Annotated in this window: 23 protein-coding genes, 1 tRNA gene and 1 pseudogene; 9 read left to right on the forward strand and 16 right to left on the reverse strand. The window is 57.1% G+C overall.

Annotated elements, in window-relative coordinates:
* Window positions 1–108 precede the first annotated feature (108 nt).
* Together AACU78_RS29415 and treS are read left to right on the forward strand one after the other, a co-directional pair.
* Entirely contained in the window at window positions 109–996 is an 888-nt protein-coding gene (locus tag AACU78_RS29415) for a LysR family transcriptional regulator (protein WP_106579111.1), read from the forward strand.
* Between the two features lie 85 nt (window positions 997–1,081).
* Entirely contained in the window at window positions 1,082–3,148 is a 2,067-nt protein-coding gene (gene treS / locus AACU78_RS29420; protein ID WP_106579112.1) for a maltose alpha-D-glucosyltransferase, read from the forward strand.
* Between the two features lie 40 nt (window positions 3,149–3,188).
* Here treS and AACU78_RS29425 read toward each other — a convergent pair whose 3' ends face one another.
* Window positions 3,189–4,133 carry a LysR family transcriptional regulator gene (locus tag AACU78_RS29425; RefSeq protein WP_106579113.1) on the reverse strand — a complete coding sequence of 315 codons (945 nt, stop codon included), beginning with the start codon at window positions 4,131–4,133 and terminating at the stop codon, window positions 3,189–3,191.
* A gap of 117 nt (window positions 4,134–4,250) precedes the next feature.
* On the opposite strand from AACU78_RS29425, the gene AACU78_RS29430 reads away from it, so the two are divergent.
* A complete protein-coding gene (locus tag AACU78_RS29430) occupies window positions 4,251–4,643 on the forward strand; it encodes a tautomerase family protein (protein WP_106579114.1) in 393 nt (130 codons plus the stop codon).
* 46 nt (window positions 4,644–4,689) lie between these two features.
* Here the strand turns inward: AACU78_RS29430 and AACU78_RS29435 are convergent, their stop codons facing one another.
* From AACU78_RS29435 to AACU78_RS29445, 3 genes are read right to left on the reverse strand one after another with little or no spacing between them, the layout of a single operon-like run.
* Window positions 4,690–5,295: a cysteine hydrolase gene (locus tag AACU78_RS29435; protein WP_106579115.1), complete on the reverse strand. Its 606-nt coding sequence runs from the start codon at window positions 5,293–5,295 to the stop codon at window positions 4,690–4,692.
* 23 nt (window positions 5,296–5,318) lie between these two features.
* Entirely contained in the window at window positions 5,319–5,609 is a 291-nt protein-coding gene (locus AACU78_RS29440; protein ID WP_106579116.1) for a DUF1330 domain-containing protein, read from the reverse strand.
* A 1-nt stretch (window position 5,610) separates the two neighbouring features.
* Entirely contained in the window at window positions 5,611–6,606 is a 996-nt protein-coding gene (locus AACU78_RS29445; RefSeq protein WP_106579117.1) for an aldo/keto reductase, read from the reverse strand.
* A 276-nt stretch (window positions 6,607–6,882) separates the two neighbouring features.
* Here AACU78_RS29445 and AACU78_RS29450 point away from each other — a divergent pair, with 276 nt between their 5' ends.
* Together AACU78_RS29450 and AACU78_RS29455 are read left to right on the forward strand one after the other, a co-directional pair.
* The gene (locus tag AACU78_RS29450) at window positions 6,883–7,422 is read left to right on the forward strand and encodes a GNAT family N-acetyltransferase (RefSeq protein WP_106579118.1); all 540 of its coding nucleotides are present in this window, start codon (window positions 6,883–6,885) and stop codon (window positions 7,420–7,422) included.
* A 335-nt stretch (window positions 7,423–7,757) separates the two neighbouring features.
* A complete protein-coding gene (locus AACU78_RS29455) occupies window positions 7,758–8,213 on the forward strand; it encodes a hypothetical protein (protein WP_106579119.1) in 456 nt (151 codons plus the stop codon).
* Between the two features lie 103 nt (window positions 8,214–8,316).
* Here the strand turns inward: AACU78_RS29455 and AACU78_RS29460 are convergent, their stop codons facing one another.
* The 6 genes and pseudogenes from AACU78_RS29460 to AACU78_RS30220 form a co-directional block, all read right to left on the reverse strand.
* Window positions 8,317–9,831, reverse strand: a complete 1,515-nt coding sequence (locus AACU78_RS29460) for a sensor histidine kinase (protein ID WP_158266162.1) — start codon at window positions 9,829–9,831, stop codon at window positions 8,317–8,319.
* Window positions 9,821–10,642, reverse strand: a complete 822-nt coding sequence (locus AACU78_RS29465; protein WP_106579121.1) for an alpha/beta fold hydrolase — start codon at window positions 10,640–10,642, stop codon at window positions 9,821–9,823. Before AACU78_RS29465 ends, AACU78_RS29460 begins: the two co-directional genes overlap by 11 nt.
* Before the next feature lie 256 nt (window positions 10,643–10,898).
* A complete protein-coding gene (locus tag AACU78_RS29470; RefSeq protein WP_250212131.1) occupies window positions 10,899–11,174 on the reverse strand; it encodes a hypothetical protein in 276 nt (91 codons plus the stop codon).
* The gene (locus AACU78_RS29475) at window positions 11,159–11,689 is read right to left on the reverse strand and encodes a GAF domain-containing protein (protein ID WP_106579221.1); all 531 of its coding nucleotides are present in this window, start codon (window positions 11,687–11,689) and stop codon (window positions 11,159–11,161) included. Before AACU78_RS29475 ends, AACU78_RS29470 begins: the two co-directional genes overlap by 16 nt.
* 88 nt (window positions 11,690–11,777) lie before the next feature.
* Window positions 11,778–12,659 carry a methyl-accepting chemotaxis protein gene (locus AACU78_RS30215; protein ID WP_371924180.1) on the reverse strand — a complete coding sequence of 294 codons (882 nt, stop codon included), beginning with the start codon at window positions 12,657–12,659 and terminating at the stop codon, window positions 11,778–11,780.
* A gap of 24 nt (window positions 12,660–12,683) precedes the next feature.
* Window positions 12,684–13,403 (reverse strand): annotated as a pseudogene (locus tag AACU78_RS30220) (MCP four helix bundle domain-containing protein); the annotation flags it as partial.
* A 517-nt stretch (window positions 13,404–13,920) separates the two neighbouring features.
* Between AACU78_RS30220 and AACU78_RS29485 the strand changes: the two are divergent.
* Window positions 13,921–14,304 carry a RidA family protein gene (locus AACU78_RS29485; RefSeq protein WP_106579123.1) on the forward strand — a complete coding sequence of 128 codons (384 nt, stop codon included), beginning with the start codon at window positions 13,921–13,923 and terminating at the stop codon, window positions 14,302–14,304.
* Between the two features lie 395 nt (window positions 14,305–14,699).
* Window positions 14,700–15,410 carry a hypothetical protein gene (locus AACU78_RS29490; protein ID WP_106579124.1) on the forward strand — a complete coding sequence of 237 codons (711 nt, stop codon included), beginning with the start codon at window positions 14,700–14,702 and terminating at the stop codon, window positions 15,408–15,410.
* Window positions 15,411–15,627: 217 nt separating this feature from the next.
* Here AACU78_RS29490 and AACU78_RS29495 read toward each other — a convergent pair whose 3' ends face one another.
* The 3 genes from AACU78_RS29495 to AACU78_RS29505 all read right to left on the reverse strand — a co-directional run bounded on the left by AACU78_RS29495 (window position 15,628) and on the right by AACU78_RS29505 (window position 16,970).
* A complete protein-coding gene (locus tag AACU78_RS29495) occupies window positions 15,628–15,804 on the reverse strand; it encodes a DUF3606 domain-containing protein (protein WP_106579125.1) in 177 nt (58 codons plus the stop codon).
* A 202-nt stretch (window positions 15,805–16,006) separates the two neighbouring features.
* Window positions 16,007–16,093 (reverse strand) — tRNA-Leu (locus tag AACU78_RS29500).
* 595 nt (window positions 16,094–16,688) lie between these two features.
* Entirely contained in the window at window positions 16,689–16,970 is a 282-nt protein-coding gene (locus AACU78_RS29505; protein WP_106579126.1) for a hypothetical protein, read from the reverse strand.
* A 182-nt stretch (window positions 16,971–17,152) separates the two neighbouring features.
* Here AACU78_RS29505 and AACU78_RS29510 point away from each other — a divergent pair, with 182 nt between their 5' ends.
* Window positions 17,153–17,611: a GFA family protein gene (locus AACU78_RS29510; protein ID WP_106579127.1), complete on the forward strand. Its 459-nt coding sequence runs from the start codon at window positions 17,153–17,155 to the stop codon at window positions 17,609–17,611.
* 2 nt (window positions 17,612–17,613) lie between these two features.
* On the opposite strand, the gene AACU78_RS29515 is transcribed toward AACU78_RS29510, so the two are convergent.
* Window positions 17,614–18,141, reverse strand: coding sequence for a DinB family protein (locus tag AACU78_RS29515; RefSeq protein WP_106579128.1), 528 nt, complete (start codon window positions 18,139–18,141; stop codon window positions 17,614–17,616).
* A 125-nt stretch (window positions 18,142–18,266) separates the two neighbouring features.
* Here AACU78_RS29515 and AACU78_RS29520 point away from each other — a divergent pair, with 125 nt between their 5' ends.
* Window positions 18,267–18,956, forward strand: a complete 690-nt coding sequence (locus AACU78_RS29520; protein WP_106579129.1) for a tellurite resistance TerB family protein — start codon at window positions 18,267–18,269, stop codon at window positions 18,954–18,956.
* On the opposite strand, the gene AACU78_RS29525 is transcribed toward AACU78_RS29520, so the two are convergent.
* Both AACU78_RS29525 and AACU78_RS29530 read right to left on the reverse strand, forming a co-directional pair.
* On the reverse strand, window positions 18,953–19,774 hold the full coding sequence (locus tag AACU78_RS29525) for a hypothetical protein (protein WP_106579130.1): 822 nt from the start codon (window positions 19,772–19,774) through the stop codon (window positions 18,953–18,955). The two genes, AACU78_RS29520 and AACU78_RS29525, sit on opposite strands and share 4 nt — an antisense overlap.
* Window positions 19,775–19,792: 18 nt before the next feature.
* Window positions 19,793–20,140: a DUF2493 domain-containing protein gene (locus AACU78_RS29530; protein ID WP_106579131.1), complete on the reverse strand. Its 348-nt coding sequence runs from the start codon at window positions 20,138–20,140 to the stop codon at window positions 19,793–19,795.
* Between the last annotated feature and the right edge of the window lie 37 nt (window positions 20,141–20,177).

Below are 20,177 nucleotides of genomic sequence, written 5' to 3' on the forward strand. Positions count from 1 at the left end.
TCAAGTTAGCGTGCAATCTAGCGGTTGCCTGGGGCCGGAATAAGTGGGATAGGTGTCAGATCAGTAGTGACGGTTTTGTCATGAATGGCTCAACGATTAAGGACGTTCATGGACAGTTTGGGGGGCATGGCGGTGTTCGTGCAGGCCGGCGAAATCGGCAGTTTCGTCGGTGCAGGGCGAAACCTGGGTATCTCGGCCTCGGCGGTCAGCAAAAGCATTGCGCGGCTGGAAGCGAAGCTTGGCGTGCGGCTGTTTCACCGCAGTACTCGCAGCCTGACGCTGACGGCTGAGGGCACACGTTTTCTGCAACGGTGTCGGCGGGTCATTCAGGAGCTGGAAGCGGCAGGGGAGGAGTTACGCCAGACCGCCTCTTTGCCTCAGGGGCCTTTGCGGGTAAGCCTGCCGATGATCGGCAAGCCGTTTCTGCCGGTGTTTGCCGACTTCCAGTTGCTGTACCCGGATATCCAGCTGGACCTGGAATTCACCGATCGCCTGGTGGACATCATCGGCGAAGGTTTTGATGCCGTGGTGCGCAGCGGCATGCCCAAGGACTCTGGCTTGTCGGCCCGTTGCCTGGGCCGTTACCGCATGCTCGCGGTCGGTTCGCCGGGGTACTTTGCCCGGCACGGTCTGCCAACACGGCCCCTCGATTTGCTTGAACACCGCTGCATTCACTTTCGCTTTCCCGACACGGGCAAGCTGCAGCGCTGGCTGATTCGAGAGCCTGAGCAACCTGAGCTGGAGCTGCCGCGCACGCTGATCAGCAACTCGGTGGAGGGCCGCGTGTGTTTTGCGCTCAAAGGCTTGGGGATCACGTACGCGGCAGACTTCATGGTCAGGGAATACCTGGCGTCGGGTGAGTTGTGTGCGGTGCTGGAGCCGTATAGCGAGGAGACCAGCACCTTCAACCTGTTGTGGCCGTCCGGCAGCCAGGTGCCGCTCAAGCTGCGTGTGCTGATTGATTTTCTTAGCCGTCGAATCGGGTTTCTGTCTTAGCCCAACAGTATCAATGCAACGAATCGCCCTCGTGGCCGCTCCTATGCTTACGAATAACCTTTTCACGCACACAGGTAACGGGCTTATGACGGCGGCGGACAACGATCATGTGAACTGGCTGGTTGAGCAATCGATGCTGCACGCGGCGCGCCAGCGCGCCAAGCTCTATTCGGGGCAAGGGCGGTTGTGGCAGCAGCCGTATGCGCATACCCGGCCGCGTGATGCTTCAGCCTTGTCGTCGGTGTGGTTTACCGCGTACCCGGCCTCGATTGTGACCCGTGAAAACGGCACGGTCCTGGAGGCGCTGGGGGACGAAAGCTTGTGGCACGCGTTGTCGAAGATCGGCATCCAGGGCATTCACAACGGCCCACTGAAAAAATCCGGCGGGCTTTCCGGCACGCGGCATACACCGACCATCGACGGCAATTTTGACCGCATCAGTTTTGAAATCGACCCGCAACTGGGCACCGAGGCGCAGTTGCAAGCCCTGACACGCATGGCCGCTGCGCACAACGCGGTGATCATCGACGACGTGATCCCATCCCACACCGGCAAAGGCGCGGATTTCCGCCTGGCCGAGATGGCGTATGAGGACTATCCCGGGCTCTACCACATGGTAGAAATCCGCGAAGAAGACTGGCCGATGTTGCCCGACGTCGCCGAAGGCCGCGACGCGCAGAACCTCAGCCCCGCGCAGGTGGATGCGCTACGCGACAAGCATTACATCGTCGGCCAGTTGCAGCGGGTGATTTTCTTCGAGCCCGGCGTGAAGGAAACCGACTGGAGTGCTACCCCGGTAGTGGTCGGCGTGGATGGCAAGCCGCGCCGTTGGGTCTACCTGCATTACTTCAAAGAAGGGCAGCCGTCGCTGAACTGGCTGGACCCTTCGTTTGCCGCGCAGCAAATGATCATCGGCGACGCCCTGCATGCGATTGACGTGATGGGCGCCAAGATCCTGCGCCTGGATGCCAACGGCTTTCTGGGGGTGGAGCGCAAGCTTGAGGGCGGCGCCTGGTCAGAGAGCCATCCGCTGTCGATTACCGGCAACCAGTTGCTCGGCGGCGCGATTCGCAAGGCCGGGGGGTTCAGCTTTCAGGAGCTTAACCTCACGGTGGATGACATCGCCGCCATGTCACACGGCGGCGCGGACCTGTCCTATGACTTCATCACCCGCCCGGCATATCAGCATGCGTTGCTGATGGGCGACACCGAGTTTCTGCGCCTGATGCTGCGCGAGATGCACAGCCAGGGCATCGACCCAGGCTCCTTGATCCATGCGTTGCAGAACCATGATGAGCTGACTCTGGAACTGGTGCATTTCTGGACCTTGCACGCCCACGACAATTACCTCTATCAGGGCCAGACTTTCCCCGGCAACATTTTGCGTGAGCATATCCGCGAACAGATGTACGAACGACTGGCCGGCGAACATGCGCCGTATAACCTCAAATTCGTCACCAACGGCGTGTCCTGCACCACCGCCAGCATCATTACCGCAGCGCTGGGTATTCGTGACCTGGAGGCGATTACGCCGACTGACATCGAGCAGATCCGGCAGATCCATTTGTTGTTGGTGATGTACAACGCCATGCAGCCTGGGGTGTTTGCCTTGTCGGGTTGGGACCTGGTTGGCGCACTGCCGTTGGCAGCCGATGAAGTCGCGCATTTGATGGCCGACGGCGATACCCGCTGGGTGCACCGTGGCGCCTACGACCTGGTGGACTTGAACCCCGAGGCCGAGCTGTCGGCGGGGCAGATGCCGCGCTCGAAAGCCCTGTACGGCAGCCTCAACCAGCAGTTGCAGGACCCGCAGTCGTTTGCCTCGCAGCTGCAAAAAATCCTCGCGGTGCGCAGTGCCTATGGCATCGCCGCCAGCCGGCAGATTCTGGTGCCGGACGTCGAGCATCCCGGCTTGCTGATCATGGTCCACGAGTTGCCGGCCGGGAAGGGCACGCAGATTACCGCGCTCAACTTTGGCGGCAGCGCGATCACTGAAACCCTGCACCTGCCCAATATCGCGCCGGGGCCGGTGGTGGACATCATCAATGAACGGGTTGAGGGCGACCTCACTGCCGAGGGTGAATTCACCATCACGCTGGATGCCTACGAGGGCCTGGCGCTGCGCGTTGTCAGTCATTCGCCGATGGTTTGAGTGCCGACAGGGCTGATTGACGCATCGGTCAAGTGCCGCATTAACGCGGCGTTTGAGCGTGAGGCTCGCGATGAACTGCATCCTCTGCGTCTCGCTGGCGCAAACCCTCGGTAATGCCTTGGGCCAGCAATGCGTTGGCCTGGCGCAGATTGCCTGGTTGCTGCGGGTGTGCCAGCCAAACGTCCATTTTCAGCTGAAAATCACTCAGCTCGACGGTGGTCAGCTCATCTGCCTGAGCACTGCTGGTTAACAGCGTTGCCGGAATTAGACCCAGCCCGAAACCGGCCGCGACCATGCGCATCTGCATCGCCGCGCCATGGGTGTCCAAGGCCAGTTTGAGCGTGTGGCCGTGTCCGCCCATGGCCGCTTCCAATGCCGCGCGATACCCGCAGCCTTTGGGGTTCAACACCCACTCGACGGCTGCCAGGTCGTTGATCGTGGCGGTCGGGGCCACCCGCGGTGTGCGCTTGCTCTGTACCACCCGAATGTCGAGTGTGGTGATCAGTTGCGCTTGCAGCGAGGCGGGTGGGCTATTGGCGGCGGGCAGCATCAGCGTGGCTGCATCCAGTTCGCCCAGGAGCAGGCTTTGCTCGAGCTCGGAACTCCACTGGGTGACGATCTGCAGTTCGAGCCCGGGCAGCTGGTCGCGCATACGCGTGACCACCTCGAGCGCCACCGCGTCCGCGACGACCTGCGTCAACCCCACACGGAAGCGCCCGCTGGGCGTGGCATTTTCCTGGGGGATACTCAGCAGGTGCTCCGCGTCCTTGAGCAGCGCCACGGCTTTTTCGTAGACGCGACGCCCGATGGCAGTGGGCGAGGGCGGACGCGTCGAGCGATCGAATAATGCGTCGCCCAAGGTGTCTTCCAAGTGCTGAATGCGACGAGACACCGCCGACTGCGTCAGGCAAAGCGTTTGCGCTGCCTTGGTCAGTGACGCGCTATCGACCACGGTGACGAAGGCCTTCAAGTCTTGAAATAGCATGCGAAACACTCATCATCTTTTAGAAAATTATGCGCTTGATGAATCTTGTCGTCGCGACTAGCGTGGTACCACTGGCCGCCGGTGTGGATGGCCGCTCACCCTGTTAAGGATATGTTCATGCCTTTAGTCCGAATTGACCTCGCCGCCGACACCTCCACTGACACCGTAACCGCTATCGGTGAGGTGGTATATGCGGCGATGACCAGCGTTGCCAACGTGCCTGAGCACGATAAATTCCAGATCATCAACCGGCATGCCAAGGATGAACTGGTGTACCCGGCGGCCGGTTATCTGGGGATCACCTACACGCCCAGGATTGTGTTTATCCAGGTAACGTGGAACGCCGGGCGCAGCATTGAAGTGAAAAAAGCTTTTTATACATTTATCGCCGAAGGCATTCACGCCAGGACCGGGTTGCGCAAGGAAGACGTGTGGATCAGCCTGGTCGATGTGAAGCGCGAAGACTGGTCATTTGGTAACGGTGAAATGCAGTACGCGCCGACCGAGTGACCCAGGCACTAAAAAAGGGGCGACTCAGCCTGAGTCACCCCTTTTTTTATTCGGCGTTCAGCGCCTGCAGAAACGCTGTGTGTTGCAGCGTTTGCGAAAACATCGGCAAGGTGAACTGCTCGGCTGCGTGCTGTTGTTCTTCACTGAACGTCGCGGTGCAATCGGTCAAGGTCACCACGTCATAGCCTTTCTCGTAACCTGATCGAACCGTGCCTTCGACGCAGCAGTTGGTCAAAAAGCCTGCGACGACCAGGTTCTGGATGCCATTGTTGCGCAGGACCAAATCCAGGCCGGTGGTGGCGAACGCATCCAGCCCGCGTTTGCCTTCAATCACAATATCGGCGGCTTCGCGCGTCAGCGCGTCGCTGATCTCGGCGCCCCAGGAGCCGGCGCGAAAGGCGTTGCCGTCGGCCACGCCCTTGAGGATGCCGTAGGAGCGCGTGGTCAGCTCAGGGTAGCCGTCGGAAAATTGGATCGGTAAGTGGATGATCTTCACGCCCAGCTTGCGTGCCTGCTCAATCGTGGTGGCGGTGTTTGCCAGCATGTTGGAGGTGTGCATGACGTCTTTGACGGCGTCATGGAACACTCCGCCGGGAGTGGTGAAGTCGTTCTGGTATTCAATCAACACAATCGCGGTTTTATGCGGGTGCATGGTCGCTCTCCGATCAATAGGGTTTATTCGTTGCTGCTTTCAACCAGGGCGACGCTGTAGGTCGCACCCTTCAAACGGTGTGCAGCGACCGCCTCATACGCGGGGCTGTCGTACCAGGCGCGCGCCGCCGCGGGGGTGGGGAACGCCAGGATTACCATACCTTCAGCCTGTGCGCCCTCGAGTGCGTGCGGCGTGCCCTTGACCACCAGGTCAATGGGGTGCCCGTCAAACGTATCGCGGACCTGGCTTTGGTACAGGTCCAGCTGTGACTGGTCGTGGGTACGTTCTTTGGTGAACACAATAAACGCGGTCATGTCAGTGGCTGCTTGGGGTAGGCGCATGAGGGGCAATAAAGCCCTGGTCTTTCAGCGCTTGCCAAAATTCGCGCGGGACGCTGGCCTTGATTGCCTGCGTGTCTTCGGTAATACGCGAAGGCCGACTTGCGCCAGGGATGACGGCGGCGACCAGCGGGTTGGCCAGCACAAATTGCAACGCTGCTGCCTTGATATCGACGTGGTAGTGCTGCGCGATCGCGTGGATTTTCGCCACCTTGTCGAGCATGGCGGCAGAGGCAGGTTGGTACTCGAAGTGCTTGCCGCCGACCAGCACGCCGGAGCTGTAAGGGCCGCCCGCGACAAACTCGGCGCCTTTGGCCTGAGCTTTGGTGAACAGCCGTTGCAGCGGCTGCTCATGATCCAGCAGCGTGTAGCGACCGGCGAGCAGGAAACCGTCGGGCTGAACCTCCTCCAGATCCAGCAGCAGTTCGCAAGGCTCAACGCGGTTGACGCCCAGCCCCCAGGCCTGAATCACACCTTCTTCCTTGAGACGCGACAGCGCCTTGAAGGCGCCTTTGCGGGCAATGTTGAAGTGTTCGATCCACTGATCACCATGGGTGTCCTGGGCCACGTCGTGGACGAATACGATGTCCAGGCGGTCGGTGCCCAGACGCTGCAGGCTGCTTTCGATCGAACGCAACGTGGCATCGGCCGAGTAGTCGCTGAGCATCTTGTTCGGGTTGCCCTGGCTGAACGGGCCGGAGCCTGCGTTCGCGTGCACTTCGTCAGACACCAGGCGGCCGACTTTGGTGGAGAGGGTGTACGCATCCCGAGGATGATGCGCCAGCGCCTTGCCCAGGCGAGTCTCGGACAGCCCGGCGCCGTACAGCGGCGCGGTGTCAAAGAAACGGATGCCTTGAGCCCAGGCGGCGGCGACGGTAGCGGCTGCCTCGTCTTCATCAATGGCGCGGAACATGTTGCCCAGCGGCGCCGTGCCGAAGCCCAGTTGCCCGATAATGTTGTCTTTCAAACTCATTGCATCACCTCGGCCTCATCAGGCCTTTAATCGTAGGTCAAGCACGACGGTTGGGTCGTGTTCGTTGAGGAATTTCTCAAGCGAGAGTGAAGATACATGAGTGTAAACATCTATTAAATAGATTCTGCATAAAATCTATTTGAGTTTTTTGAGTGTTCAAGCGTGAGTGAGGTTTGCCTGGCTGCTCATCGGTCTGGTGCAAACAGGCTGATTATTGCGATGCTAACGGCCTACACGGTCACGACCCGCCCACATCGAATTCATGGAGAAACATCGATGCAATCGCTGCCCATCCCGCCGTCCATCGTCGGGCACACGCTTGAGTTACGCCCTTTGGACAGCGCAGATTTCGAAGCCCTGTACCGCGTTGCAGCCGATCCGTTGCTCTGGGCTCAGCACCCGAGCCCAACCCGCTATCAAGCGCCGGTATTTCGTGAGTGGTTCGACCAGGCATTGAAGTCGCAGAGCGTTGTGGTGGTGATCGACCGTGCCAGCAACGCGTTGATAGGCAGTTCTCGCTACTACGACTTCAGCGAAGAAAAACGTGAGGTTGCGATTGGGTACACATTTTTAGCCCGCGAAAAATGGGGCGGCGCAGCGAATGGGGAACTCAAGCGGCTGATGCTCGACCACGCATTTCGCTGGGTCGATACTGTGTGGTTCCATATCGGCGCTCAGAACATTCGCTCACAACGGGCCATGGAGAAAATCGGCGGAAGGTTGTCGCATTCCGCGACGAAGGATGTCGCCGGGCGCACCCAAGAGAACCTTTTTTATAAAGTTGAGCGTGATGCGTTTGTGGGTAACCAGTTGTAGTGGATCAGGATGCGAGTGTGATTGTCGGTCGGCAGGACGCGGGGGGGATTTGCGGAGGGCAAAAAGACAAGGAACGGCAGCTGTGGTTCGATCTCCAACAGAGACCTGCGTGCACAATTGCTTTGAAGCGTTGATCGATGATCGAGAGAGTGAATTTACTTCCCGAAAAATGTAGAGGTGCCACCTCTAATACATCAGTTTTCGACACCGGCGATGCATTGGGAAAATATCCTTCCTGGGCGGCTTCGATGCCGCAAATGCTAAATTGCCGCCCAATCAAAGAGGCGACGACATGCGGATTTTGATAGCGGCGGTAGGGGTTCAGGAGCTTCAAGATGGGGTTCGCAACAACACTCTGGGAATGGTATGGGAAGGGGGAGTACAAGCGGGTGCTCGCCGTTTGTGAAACGTTTCCTGCCCTGGAATTTTTGGCGATGAGTGCCGATGAGCAGCGAGGAGCTATTGCGTCTTGCCCTGCCTGTGAAGCCTGGTCAATGACAATGCTGCCGTTGAACGATACGTTGGTCGTCTGTGGCACAGCAATGCCCAGCGAAGTTGGAAGCAATCTCCACAACCTCTGGCAACTCTGCAGCAACCTGCCTGAACACGCTTTTCGTTGTGGCGACTGGATGTTATTCGATCATCAAGAATGGCAGCCCGTTCGTGATTCCGCCCAGAACCTGCTTGGTCTAATGGAGTGCCTGGAAATACAGCCTTACCTGGACGACCTGACAGTTGATTGTCGCAACGAGGTAAATGGGTGCATCGTTGCCAATTTTAAGCGTACATAACAGCCGTCAATGCCCAGCCCCGCGCTGGACTTTTTGCATCTGGCGAAAGCATACGTATAAGAAAGGCGCTCCGTAGAGCGCGTTATAGCTACTTAATCCAGGCTTACTTTAACGGAAAGGTAGCCATGAATGCTGTCCCACTTTCAATGGTTGAACTAACCGAAACCGTGCCGCCGTGTGCCTTCACGATTTCGCGAACAATGAAAAGCCCCAATCCAACGCTGCGACTGTCTTGCGCAAGATTGACACCACGGGTCATCGGACTGAAGACCGTGGCCAGAAAGTCTGGAGGAATCGGTATACCCCAGTTGTGCACCACCAACTCGAAACCTTGCTCCGTAATGGAGGAGGTTACTGTCACCGGGCGATCCACCGCTCCGTACGTAACAGCATTGGAAATAAGGTTGCCTGCAAGCTGCGTAAGCCTATCGCTGTCAGCCATGCATAGACCCTGGCCATTGATTGAATGCAGAAACTCTCGTTTGGGATAAACGATTCGAAGCTGCTCGACAGCCGCACCGATCAGCAGGTGTAGGTCGATAGTCGTTTTTGTTACCCCAATACCGCGCCCTATTCTGGCCTGCGTGAAATCCAACAAATCGTTGATAAGCCTGCGTGCCCTTTGCGCCGCTTCCTGAGTGTGCCGAACCAATTGTCGCTGCTTAGGGGACAGATCATTGCGCTCAAGCACCTCGGTGGCCATTGAGATCACCGAGAGGGGATTACGCAGATCGTGACTCACTATGCCAATCATTTGCTCAGAGAACAGAGCACGATCTTCTGCTGCTGCCTGCTCCCGTTTTACGTCTGTAATGTCATGAAGAATACCGACAAACTGAACGAGCTTGTTATTTGGGTCGAATGCCGCACGCCCAGTGGAGAGTACCGTGCGCTGAACGCCATCAACGCCGTTCAATCTATAAGTGCAGCGATACTCCTGAGCAACCGATCCGAGAGCCGCCGAAAATAACTCGGCCTCTCTTGGGCGGTCATTAGGGTCTATTAGGTCTGAGTACACTGAGGCCGAAACATCTTGGTTTGACGGATAACCGAGCAATTGCGCGACGCTGTTATCGTAACGACGCTCAAGTGTCACCGGGTCGACGTCCCAAACGTGCATTTTGGCCGACTCCAGAGCAACCCGCAGCCTGGCATCGGCAACCGACAAATCCCGCTGAAGCGCCAGGTGAGCTTCGAGCGATTCCTCAGCTTGCCGTTTGGAAATCAGCACTTCCTGCTCGAATCGATGCCGCTCGATCACTACAAAAGCGCAAACCTCATCGAAAATGCCTCCAAGGTGCTCCCGCCTTGTTGCGTTGAGAATCATGGGTAATTTTTTACCCTCAGACGTCGCAAACTCAAGCTTTACCTCGCAGATGGAACGCTGCATCTCAAGTAAAGGCATCCAGTGAGTTTGATGGAAAATCCGTCCTCCGATAGTCAGCAACTCTTGAAGTTTACGTCGGCCAACCAACTGATCTTTGGAGTACCCCAGCCACTCGCAGAAGGTGGCATTTGCCCGAAGGATTAAACCGGCCTTGCTGGTGATAATGAGGGCGCAGGGAGCGTGCTCGTAAAGCAAGTCGGCATCAGGGAGTGGGTCGTCATTAGCCCCCATGAGCAATTCGACCCTGAACGCTCGCAATGAAGCTTTGGATCGCATTGATGCATAGATTAGGAGCACTCAGGTGCGGGCAATGCCCCACGTTTTCTATCACCTCAAGACGATTATCCGGGATCACCTTGTTGAGGTAACGACCGACTTCGACAGGTGCAATGATGTCGTCGGAGGACTGAATAATCAGCGCCGGCGCCAGTAACTTGGCCACGTCATTGCGGTTATCAGATAGGAAAGTCACCCTGGCGAACCGCTTCGCAATATCAGGGTCTGTCTGGCAGAAGCTATTTGTTAATTCGACACCAAGATGGGGCTGTCCAGGCGCGCCCATGATGGCGGGGGCCATGGAGCTCGACCAACCAAGGTAATTGCTTTCCAACGTCTCCAGAAGTGAGTCGATGTCCTCCCTGCTGAAACCACCAAAATATTCACCATCGTTGATATACGACGGCGAAGGCCCAACCATGACATGCGCCCCAAATAGGTCAGGACGCTTATTGGCGGCGATTACGCCAGCCATAGCGCTGACAGAATGCCCGACAAATATGGCCGGGCAGTCCGCAAACTCCTCAATAATCTCCACGATGTCTTGCGCGTACCCTTTTAATGATGAGTACCTCACAACCTCGTAGGCTGAGAGGTCTGACTTCCCACAGCCTACGACGTCGAAAAGAATCGTCCGAAAGTTTTCGCGGAATGCCGGCTCGACCAGTCTCCACATATTTTGATCACACCCAAAACCATGCGCAAAAACTAGAGTGGCAGGGCCTGAACCGTGGACGCGTACATTGTTGCGAATTAGGACAGACATTTAAGCCTCCTGCGCTGATCACACATGGAATTTGAAAGGGCGAGTTTAACAGTCTATGTCATTAAGTGCCGTCGTCCGCCTTGCTTGGCAGCAAAAACCTGGACGATAGCAAGTCTCAACGTGCATGGTCCGGAGGCTTATTTGAAGGGGGCGGACGAGCCCTGGGCTGAGCGCTACATCGCTGACGAACTGCCGGTTGGACAGGCGGTCGGAGGCGGCACGCAAGGTAGGCATGCAGCGCCACCCATTTCAATCCTTAGGTCTCGGCGGTGTCCGGTATGTTGATACGCTGCGCAAGGGGTGTCATTCGACAAATAAAGGAAATATTCGATTTGCCAAATTGATAGGAGTGTTTGCGGGTAAACGCCACGGTGGATTCGCACTTCGACTCGATCCCAGTCTCCTCCAGTACTTCGCGCTCCATAAAAACAAGCGCCTGGCCATCGAGCAGGACCTTGCGGCCCAGGACCGGAAACACACTCGAGTGTTGCACGCTGACGATTAAATCAATGAGTTCTACGTAGCCTGACAAGGACTTGCTGGCTTTTGTTCAGCAGCAAGGTTGGTGAAAAAAATGCAGCCTATTAACTTGGCGAATAAAACTAACGTCTCCTCAAGATCCGGGTCTTCAAACAATATTGAGCGTGAGTCCAGCGCGCATAAAGCGCCAAAGAGGCGTCCATCAGGAAGGAAGATAGGCGCGCCTGCATAACTTTCCAGTCCGTATTGCTTGACGACATGGCGATCTGAATATCTGTGATCGCCACTGATTTTTGGAATGAAGAGGGCTTTGGGGTTTCTTCTCAGTTCGCTGCAGAGGGTGATTTCCAACTCCAGGGTATTTCCAGCCTCTATCCCTAAATGGGTTGGGTCGCACACTGAGCAAACTATCCAGTCCTTTTCCGTGAATTTGGCAATGCCTGCAAATCGCATCCCTGTCAGGCGCGTAACAAGCTGCAAAATAGTGCTCGTGGCCTCCAGTTCAGCTATTTCAGAGCGTTCATCTGCGCTCAGCACAGAGTGCAAGGCAATCTCATGAGAAGCCATTTTTATCCTCTGCTGTCTGTCGCTGAGCGTGTCACTGTTGAATTTGTGAATCTGTGCCATGAACCCTGCACTGTGCTTGATCCAGCTTTTAGGTCCGGAATCGGAGAACCAAGTCGTTCAAGTTCACGGCTAGACGTGATAATTCATTGCTTGCAGTCAACGTCTGGCGAGTGCCCTCAGTGCTTTGAATTGCCAAGTCACGAATGCTTATGAGACTGCGATCTACGTCACGTGCAACGTGAGCTTGCTCCTCGGAAGCGGTTGCGATCTGAATATTGCGGTCGTTGATTTCCAGCACGGAATCAATAATTTGGCGCAGCGATTGGCCTGCTTGCTCTGCCGTATCTCGCGTGGTGTAAACCTCAGAAGTGCTCTTGTGCATCAACTCCACTGCGGCTGAAGAACCGGCTTGAATGGTGGATATCATCTGTTCAATTTCCTGGGTCGAAGTTTGGGTGCGGTGCGCCAACGCCCGAACCTCATCGGCCACCACTGCAAAACCACGGCCCTGTTCACCCGCACGTGCCGCTTCAATTGCTGCATTCAACGCCAGGAGATTCGTTTGCTCGGCAATCGCCCTGATCACACTCAGCACTTTGGTGATGTCTTGAGCCTGGCCTGCGAGTTCTTTCACCTGGTCTGAGGAGACTTCGACCAGTTCCGTCAGTCCGCGCATGGCCGTTAACGTTTCAGTCACTTTTTGATTGCCCAGATCAGCCGCCAAGCTGGACTGCGTGGCCGCTTCAGATGTGGAGTTGGCATTGCGCGCGACCTCTTCGACGGCGACGCTCATTTCGGTCACTGCTGTGGCTGCTTGCTCGATTTCGCTGTTTTGCTGCTGAAGGGTGCGATCGGCACTTTCTGTGATCGAAGTCATTTCAACGGCTGCGGTACTCAGTTGAGCAGACGCTCCCGAGATTTCTAAAATCGTGCTTCTGAGATTTTTCTGCATCCGATTGAGAGCATGCATCAAGCGCGAGGCTTCGTCTGAACCTGTCACTTCAAGGTCGTGGGTGAGGTCGCCAGACGCGATATCTTCCGCCAACTTCAGCGAGGCGCTGATGGGGCTGACGATGCTTTTAGTGAACAGGGTCGCCAGGACGATGGTTAAGATAAATGCGACTACCAGTACCGAAATCAAGACGTTAACGCTATGGGTATATACATCTGTCGCGTCTTGCCCCGACACCACCGCCTGACGCGCATTTTGCTCACGAAGAATTGTTAGCTGCTCCTGATAGGCGCCTGCTCGCTGTGCCTGCTCTGTGTTCGCAAAAAGGACAGCTTGATCATGATCAGCAATATCGAGGGCAAGTACGTTCTTGAGGCCGTCGATGTAAACATTCATAGCTTGGCTTGTCTTCGAAAACTGCAGTTCATCCTGCTGGCCAGAAATCAGGTGTTCACGGTAAAACTCGGTCTTCGACTGGAGCGTCTGTATGGCGCCTTCGACCAATGACAGCGATTTATCATGCACATCCTTGGTCGTGCTCGACAGCATGCGGATACTTTCAAGGCGAGCATGGAGCAGCGCGATTTGAATGTCGTCAATGACCTGGATGCTGGGCAATGAGTTTTGCTCGATGTCCTGCTCTGCATTACGCAGGTGATCTATCTGCAGATACGAGAACCCTGCCAAGCTGATGAGCAGAAGTGTGATTAGCCCAAAGCAGACGAAAGCCCTGCGCGCGATATTCAAGGATCTTAATTTCATATAGGCCTCCGAGGGCCGGGATTTATTGGCGTGGCAATCCACGTCATTTTGTTGAGCGCGAACAAAACAGACTGTTCATGCAGCACAGTGACTCTCGGCTGCAGCTTGGGGCGCAGACGTAAATCCAGGAATACAAAAGAATGAATCGAGATAATAGGCGCGCTAAATAATTGCGCGCTTATGAGTTTTAGGCGCTTATGCCGTAAGCGGGCCGGAGGGGAGTTTTCGATTAATCCAAGCGGGGGTGTGCCGCAACGACGGGCTCACCATTGCAGGCTTCGCGCATTGAACTACGCTTGCCGGGAGCGCTCTGACTTCGATCATTTTGGTAACTGATAGGGCATCATGGACAAGCGGCTTGCGGGTCTGTCAATACTGCTGACCCTCGGGTGGGTCGTCACGGTGGCGGCCGTCATGTGGTATTTCTACGACAATTAATCTAAAGGCCGAATCAATTCAGGCCCCTTAGTCCTCACGTTTCCCACGGCCGTTCTACTGACATTTCGGACACGCCAATATGCCAAGCAATAATATCGAACGTAAAACTTACGCAGCACTTCCTCCTGCCGTGGGGCCCTATTCGCATTCGGTGAAACATGGCAATACCCTGTACCTGTCAGGCTTCACAGCGTTCGGAACTGATGCTCAAGGGCAGAGCCTAGAAAAACAGGCCAATGCTATTTTGGAGCAGATTAAAGCGGTTGCCGCCGAAGAGGGCACCGATATGTCTGCACTCTTGAAGGTGACTCTATTCATCACCGACTTCAGCCAAATCGGCGAACTGCGCAAGGTGCTGATGCAGCACTATGAAGGACATCTGCCTGCCAGCTCCCTGGTCGAAGTTTCAACGTTGTTTTCCCCGGAACTGAATATCGAAATTGAGGCTATTTTCGGGGTGTGACAGGCTGTAGAGCCGGCTTTGCATGGTCGAACAGTGTGCAAGCCGCCTAAAAAATGGCCATGGAAAAGACGGCTCAATTTTGCAATCAGGACAGCCGATGTTAGTTCCCCCGGGGATCAGCGAGGATCGACGCCAGCGCCAACCGCAAGACCTTCGAACATTTATTCGTGCCCGGCTTGCGGAAAGGGTGGGTGATCACGTCTTTGGACCGTAGCGAGCGGGGGTTACTGGTTGCGTAATGGCATCCAGCTGTGCGGGCACAGCTCAGCAATTTTGCTCGCTGCGGGAGTTTAAACATTTGGCAACGACATCAATTTAATGAGGCATGGCTTTCATCTTGCTCGCGCCGCTCGCCGAGCATACTCTCGGAGCCGCATTTCTTAGGCCTTACTGCCATGTATTATTGGAACAATGATAATTTCGAAGGGCTTCTGGCGCTTGCGGAGAGCCTTGATGCACATTCCAACCTGAAGCCACTTGCGAGCTATTGTCGATATCGAGAACAAGGGCTACGTCGCGAAGCATTTTCTGCACTTGAACGGTTTCTCGTCGCATCCAGTTCGTTTGATAGCGCCGCCGCACGTCGCGCAGCAATCGAAATTCTCGAAGCCAATTCGCGATCCTCAAAAACCCATCAGTTTCTGACGCAGCCGCTCACCGCCCGGTTTCTGTTGCCTACGTTGAAGGCATGGATGGAGGAAGATGCAGTCACAACCTTACCCGTGCGATGGCTCGGGATGCTCAACCGTGACCCTGAACTGCTTACCAGAGCACTTTCTGGGTTCCCGGAAGATATGCCTGTGCGCAGGATGCTGATCGACTTCGCGCTTAGAGGGGTTGGCCATGCCACCCATCATCTTGACGAGTCTTTCTTCTTAGGCAGTGTTGACGAGGCGACCTCAGCGCTGGAGCGTGCCAGACGACTCATAGCAGAAGCCCCTGATCCCGAAGCGCTGGCGTATCTGACATCTGAAGTGCAGCATTTCGACCGCCTCATCGCGGACTGGAAAGCCTATTCGGAAAATCCCGTAGGCGGCTTCCCCGAATGGTGCGCGAAACTGGCACGAGACTACACATATTCCGCCAAGGTCTACTACGAGAGATGAGGCGGCGACAGATCCAGCGCGCATCAGGTTTCCTCAAGAGCGAGTAGGTTTTCATAGCAGTTTGAGAGCGGCGAAGGATCACATCTGAATGTGGCATCGGTGTTCCTCCCTGAGGCGAACAGCGTAGCAGGGAGCTTCTTCGGTGTGGCGCCGTAGGTTGCCGCAGACACCGCAAAGAAGTTGAACACGCCCCGCCAAGCGCAGGGCGCGTCTGACACTACTTGCCGAGCTTTTTACGAACGTCAGTCACCATCGGGCCTACGGCTTTAACCGCGTCTTTGAGCTGTTGTTCTGTTACCCCAAACTCCTTCGTCCAGTGCTTTAGCTCCCAAGGTTCTGATGTGTTCACTCGAGCACGATCTTGAGGCCCACGGTTTTTCAGATCATCAGACATACTCACTCCCTGCGGGTTGGCCTGGAGGGCCCAGGCGACTCTCGATAGAGCATGGGAATGTATGGGTAGTTCGATTGAGGTTACAGGAGGGTAATTGCATTCGGCTGGACGCCGCAGGAGGGCAATTGCGGAACAGGTGTGTCAATTGCGGAAAAAAGAAAAAGGCCTGCATGAGTTTCCTCATGCAAGCCCTTGATATCTATGGTGCCCGAACCCGGAATCGAACCGGGACGCCCTTACGAGCGGGGGATTTTAAGTCCCATGCGTCTACCAGTTTCGCCATTCGGGCGGTAGCGCGGTGCAGCAGGGTTGGGAATATATAGACCCAGGCGCTTGGATGCAAGGTCGAACGTTGTGTTTGTTGCATTCGCGCAAAGTTGAAAAAGCTTGCCAGATCAGTGGTCTACACGAGAAACCTGCCGTCGAGGCGAGGGTTTTAACACGCCACGACATGCTCCTGTCACTATCCGACGCAGCCCTGAATTAGAGTGCGCCTGCGCATTCCTGTCAGGTCGGCTCATGAAATTTGCATCTGATCCCATCGTCACTCAACAGTTTGAGCAACGCATACGGTTATTAAAACCGGTCGACTATCGAGCTGCGGCATCGTGCTGACGGTTTTGCCGAGATGGATTTCGAGGGTGTCGTTCTGGCGATAAGCGACGAGCGCTTGGTCCGCTTGCATCACAACGGATTGGCCGTCACTGCGAATAACTGCTCGGCGATCCCGGCATTTCAAGTGGAGGAGGTCGAAGCTGTCCTGCTGCGGGTCAGCAGCACGCAAGTAGTCATGCCCGTGACAATTCTGCCATAGGGCAATACTTGCGCACTGCTGCAGGAACCCGACGGGAACCTGGTGAATATCTTCTCAATACCCGAACAGCTCAGACAAAGTGCTGCCCGCTGAACCCGCGTGGCAAGCGCTGCAACCCGGGCAGGTCGGTCAGGCGTTGCGTCCACGCACTGCGCCAGTCGCTGGCAGCGTGGGTCTGGGTTTTGCGCGCGGAGCGGCGGGCGGCATTGCGTTGTGTGCGGCGCGCTTCTTTGTAGGCTTCGGTATTGCGGCAGGTGCGGCATTTGACTCGGTTCAGCTCGGTGCTGGACGTAAGATTGCTGCCGTGATGGCCGCAGGCTAGATGCCCGGCGACCTTGAAGTGAGTGACCATGTAAGCGTCTCCTTCTTATGGGGGTACGCGCATCCCAGACCAGCAGGTGCACGTGAGCAGGGCGGGGCAATTAACCCCGGCGCCTCAGGGTTTTGACTCCAGGCGCGGCGCGGCGTTCGGTTTTGTTCCGCGGCGGGTTCGCGTTACCCTGTGAGGCCAACAATCATAAAAAGGAATGGATGATGACTGTCGACGTGTTGCCGCTGGAAGGCAGTTGCCGGTGTAACCGGGTGCGCTTCAGCGTGAGCCTGCCCCCAGTGATTACCATGGCTTGCCATTGCAGCGGCTGCCGGAAAATGACCTCAAGCGCGTTCTCCCTCAGCGCTTTGATCCCTGCCAGTGGCTTTACCGTGACCCAGGGTTGCCCGGTCATAGGCGGCTTGCACGGTGTGGACCGTCACTATTGCTGCCCGCATTGCATGAGCTGGCTGTTTACCCGTCCCCATGGCATCGACGAATTCGTCAATGTGCGCGCGACGTTGTTGGATGACGCCCACGACTACGTGCCGTTCATGGAAACCTGGACCAGCGAAAAGCTGCCCTGGGCCTCCACGCCTGCCGTCGAAAGCTTTGCGCAATTGCCAGCGCCGCAGGACTTTCCACGCTTGATGCAGGCCTACGCCGCGTTCAGCGCACGCTGAGTTCAGTCAATCAGTGCCAGCAGGTCGGTGTCGCCTACATCCACGCCCGCTTGGGTCAGCAGCGTGGTTGCCTGGCCTCGGTGGTGGGTCTGGTGATTGAAAAAATGCACCAGCAAGCCAAAGAACGGCTTGTGGTTCGCGGCGCCGCGCATGTTGTGATAACGCAGGTGCTGGTCCAGGTCGGAATCGCGCAGGCTGTGCGCCCACTCGATGATGAGCTGATCCAGCCATGCGCGATGGGCTGACAGCACGCGCAGATCGGCAAAGGCCAGCTGCTTGAGGTCGGTGGGGGTGGCAATCGCACTTAAGGGGGCCAGCGCCGAAAAGCCCGCGGGATGCTGGGCAAAACGTTTGAGCCAGACGGTATCCCCCAGCGCGAGGTGATTCAGCGTGCCGAGGATTGAGCCAAAAAACGCCTGTCGATCCGCCGCCAGCTCCGCGTCCGTCAGCGTGCTGGCGGCGTCGTAGAGTTTGCGGTTCATCCACTGGTTGTAGTTGGCCATCAAGACGATGTGCTCGATACGGTTCACGGGTGTTCTCTCTCAACGGCGCAGTGGCGTCATCATAGAGCGTGCCTGCCCGGCGGTCATGGTGTTCCAGCAGCGGCGGGCTATGGTTGTTGAATGCCAACACTGCGCCCTGGGAGGGTAAGACCATGAACACCAGCGATCTATTGGAACAATTGCTGCGCGGGCAGTCAGGCAGCGCCTCCTCGGGCGGTGGCCTGGGCGGCCTGTTGGGCGGTTTGCTCAAAAACACCAGCGCCGGCAATGCCTCGGGCGGCGGTGGGTTGGGTGGATTGTTGGGTGGCCTCGGTGGGCTGCTGCGCGGCGCGCCCGCCAGCGGTACGACGCAGGCGCGTTCCGGCGGGATGAATTACGCGGCATTGGCGTCTCTCGGGATGGCCGCGTTTCAGGCGTATCAGGCCTGGCAACGACAGCAGGCGTCTGCACCCCAGCAAGCCATTCAGACGGTTGACCAGCTCGACGGCCCTGAGGCCGAGGCCCACAGCCATGCATTGTTGCGTGCATTGATTGCTGCCGCCAAGGCGGATGGCAAGATCGATGCGCAGGAGCAACAGATGATCAGCACCGAGATTGGCCGCCACACCGACGACCCGCAACTGCAGCAATGGCTTGACGCCGAAGTGGCCAAGCCGCTGAATGCTGCGGATTTTGCCGAGTATGCGCGTGACCCGGCGGTGGCTTCGGAGATCTACCTGGCCAGCGTGATGCTGGTCAATGATCAGCAGCAGGAAGAGCGTAGCTACCTGGATGAACTGGCAGGGCAGTTGCAGATCGATCCTGATCTGCAACTGCACCTGGAACAGCAGGCCAAGGCTTAGAAGCGAAGGGTGGCGCCGGTCGTCAACCACTGATCGCGCGCGCCGCTCAGGCTCTGCCCGACGACGACATCCACATCCACCAACGCGCCGAGATGGAAGCGGGGCCCGGCCTGCCACGCCTGGTCGCCGCCTTCCTGGCCATAGCGCTCACCGATCAGTGTCAAAGCATGCGCAAGCTGATATTCGAAGCCCGTGCCCCAAGTCAGGCGGTGGGTTTGTTCGCCGCCGTTGTAGGCATGTGTCCAGCCGCCATTGAGGTTCAGGCGCAGCGCTTCGACAGGTTGCCAGGTCAATGGCACATTCAGGTCCGCGCCGTCGAACGCGTGCTGGCGATCCAAGGCAAAATGCGACGTTGCCGAAACTGCCAGCTGTAGCCCAAGGTCCTCGCGTGACCACACCTGCGCCTTCACTTGCGGGCTGACCTGCGTTTGGGCATCACCGGCCTGGCTGGCGCGCGACAGTGCGGCGCTCCATTGCACCGCGGGCAGTGCGTTGAACGTACAGGCCGGGTTCAAGGTTTCGCTGTGGCTGTTGCCTTGGTGCCGATTGGCGGTGTACCAGGCGTCCACATTGCATTCGCCCGGGGCGTTGACCGCGCCGTCATCAACCACATAGGCGCCACCGGCCGCGTGAGCTTTGGAAAGCAGCGCGATGAGCAGGACAAGGCCAAGGGTCACGCCGATAAACGTCAGGTTACGTTGCAGTGCACGCCGCTTGGCCGGCGGCAGCAGCAACAGGGTATGGCGAGCGCCGCGATAGTGACGTGCGCGATATTTGGCAAACCCGTCTTGGCGATGAGGGGTGTGTTTTTTGTGCATGATGCACCTCGCTTGAATTCAGCTTTCTACGGTCAGCACCGAAATGCCGCTGGCTTTGGCCTGGCAGACCAGCTCCGAGGTGTCGTCACCACCCGGCAGGGCGATGACTACGTCGGGGCGGCTGTCGGTCAGCATGAAATGGTTGCGTTGGCGTTCCGCCTGCTTGCCATGGCGTTGCCAATTGGGCGGGTAACGCACCACGTCGATGCCGATTTCCCGCGCCCATTCCTCAACGTCACTGCCCAGAAATTGGTTGCCGCCGTGAATCAATACCTGCACCGGGCGCAGGCGGTGGTAAGCGTCCAGCACTTGGCGGGACTTTTTGGTGTCGGCGTAATGACGACCTGCACAGATCAAGACGCGCATGGTGAGAATCCTTGTGTTGCACGGTGGCCGCCGGGCG

Source organism: Pseudomonas sp. R9.37 (assembly GCF_963878885.1).
Taxonomy (GTDB): domain Bacteria; phylum Pseudomonadota; class Gammaproteobacteria; order Pseudomonadales; family Pseudomonadaceae; genus Aquipseudomonas.

Coding starts and splice junctions, on each gene's coding strand:
- AACU78_RS29525 (WP_106579130.1), bottom strand. CDS start 19,774: ATGCACAAAAAACACACCCCTCATCGCCAAGACGGGTTTGCCAAATAT.
- AACU78_RS29455 (WP_106579119.1), top strand. CDS start 7,758: ATGGGGTTCGCAACAACACTCTGGGAATGGTATGGGAAGGGGGAGTAC.
- AACU78_RS29430 (WP_106579114.1), top strand. CDS start 4,251: ATGCCTTTAGTCCGAATTGACCTCGCCGCCGACACCTCCACTGACACC.
- AACU78_RS29530 (WP_106579131.1), bottom strand. CDS start 20,140: ATGCGCGTCTTGATCTGTGCAGGTCGTCATTACGCCGACACCAAAAAG.
- AACU78_RS29425 (WP_106579113.1), bottom strand. CDS start 4,133: ATGCTATTTCAAGACTTGAAGGCCTTCGTCACCGTGGTCGATAGCGCG.
- AACU78_RS29445 (WP_106579117.1), bottom strand. CDS start 6,606: ATGAGTTTGAAAGACAACATTATCGGGCAACTGGGCTTCGGCACGGCG.
- AACU78_RS30215 (WP_371924180.1), bottom strand. CDS start 12,659: ATGCATGCTCTCAATCGGATGCAGAAAAATCTCAGAAGCACGATTTTA.
- AACU78_RS29485 (WP_106579123.1), top strand. CDS start 13,921: ATGCCAAGCAATAATATCGAACGTAAAACTTACGCAGCACTTCCTCCT.
- AACU78_RS29520 (WP_106579129.1), top strand. CDS start 18,267: ATGAACACCAGCGATCTATTGGAACAATTGCTGCGCGGGCAGTCAGGC.
- AACU78_RS29475 (WP_106579221.1), bottom strand. CDS start 11,689: ATGGCTTCTCATGAGATTGCCTTGCACTCTGTGCTGAGCGCAGATGAA.
- AACU78_RS29495 (WP_106579125.1), bottom strand. CDS start 15,804: ATGTCTGATGATCTGAAAAACCGTGGGCCTCAAGATCGTGCTCGAGTG.
- AACU78_RS29435 (WP_106579115.1), bottom strand. CDS start 5,295: ATGCACCCGCATAAAACCGCGATTGTGTTGATTGAATACCAGAACGAC.
- AACU78_RS29510 (WP_106579127.1), top strand. CDS start 17,153: ATGACTGTCGACGTGTTGCCGCTGGAAGGCAGTTGCCGGTGTAACCGG.
- AACU78_RS29505 (WP_106579126.1), bottom strand. CDS start 16,970: ATGGTCACTCACTTCAAGGTCGCCGGGCATCTAGCCTGCGGCCATCAC.
- AACU78_RS29415 (WP_106579111.1), top strand. CDS start 109: ATGGACAGTTTGGGGGGCATGGCGGTGTTCGTGCAGGCCGGCGAAATC.
- AACU78_RS29490 (WP_106579124.1), top strand. CDS start 14,700: ATGTATTATTGGAACAATGATAATTTCGAAGGGCTTCTGGCGCTTGCG.
- AACU78_RS29450 (WP_106579118.1), top strand. CDS start 6,883: ATGCAATCGCTGCCCATCCCGCCGTCCATCGTCGGGCACACGCTTGAG.
- treS (WP_106579112.1), top strand. CDS start 1,082: ATGACGGCGGCGGACAACGATCATGTGAACTGGCTGGTTGAGCAATCG.
- AACU78_RS29465 (WP_106579121.1), bottom strand. CDS start 10,642: ATGTCTGTCCTAATTCGCAACAATGTACGCGTCCACGGTTCAGGCCCT.
- AACU78_RS29440 (WP_106579116.1), bottom strand. CDS start 5,609: ATGACCGCGTTTATTGTGTTCACCAAAGAACGTACCCACGACCAGTCA.
- AACU78_RS29460 (WP_158266162.1), bottom strand. CDS start 9,831: ATGGGGGCTAATGACGACCCACTCCCTGATGCCGACTTGCTTTACGAG.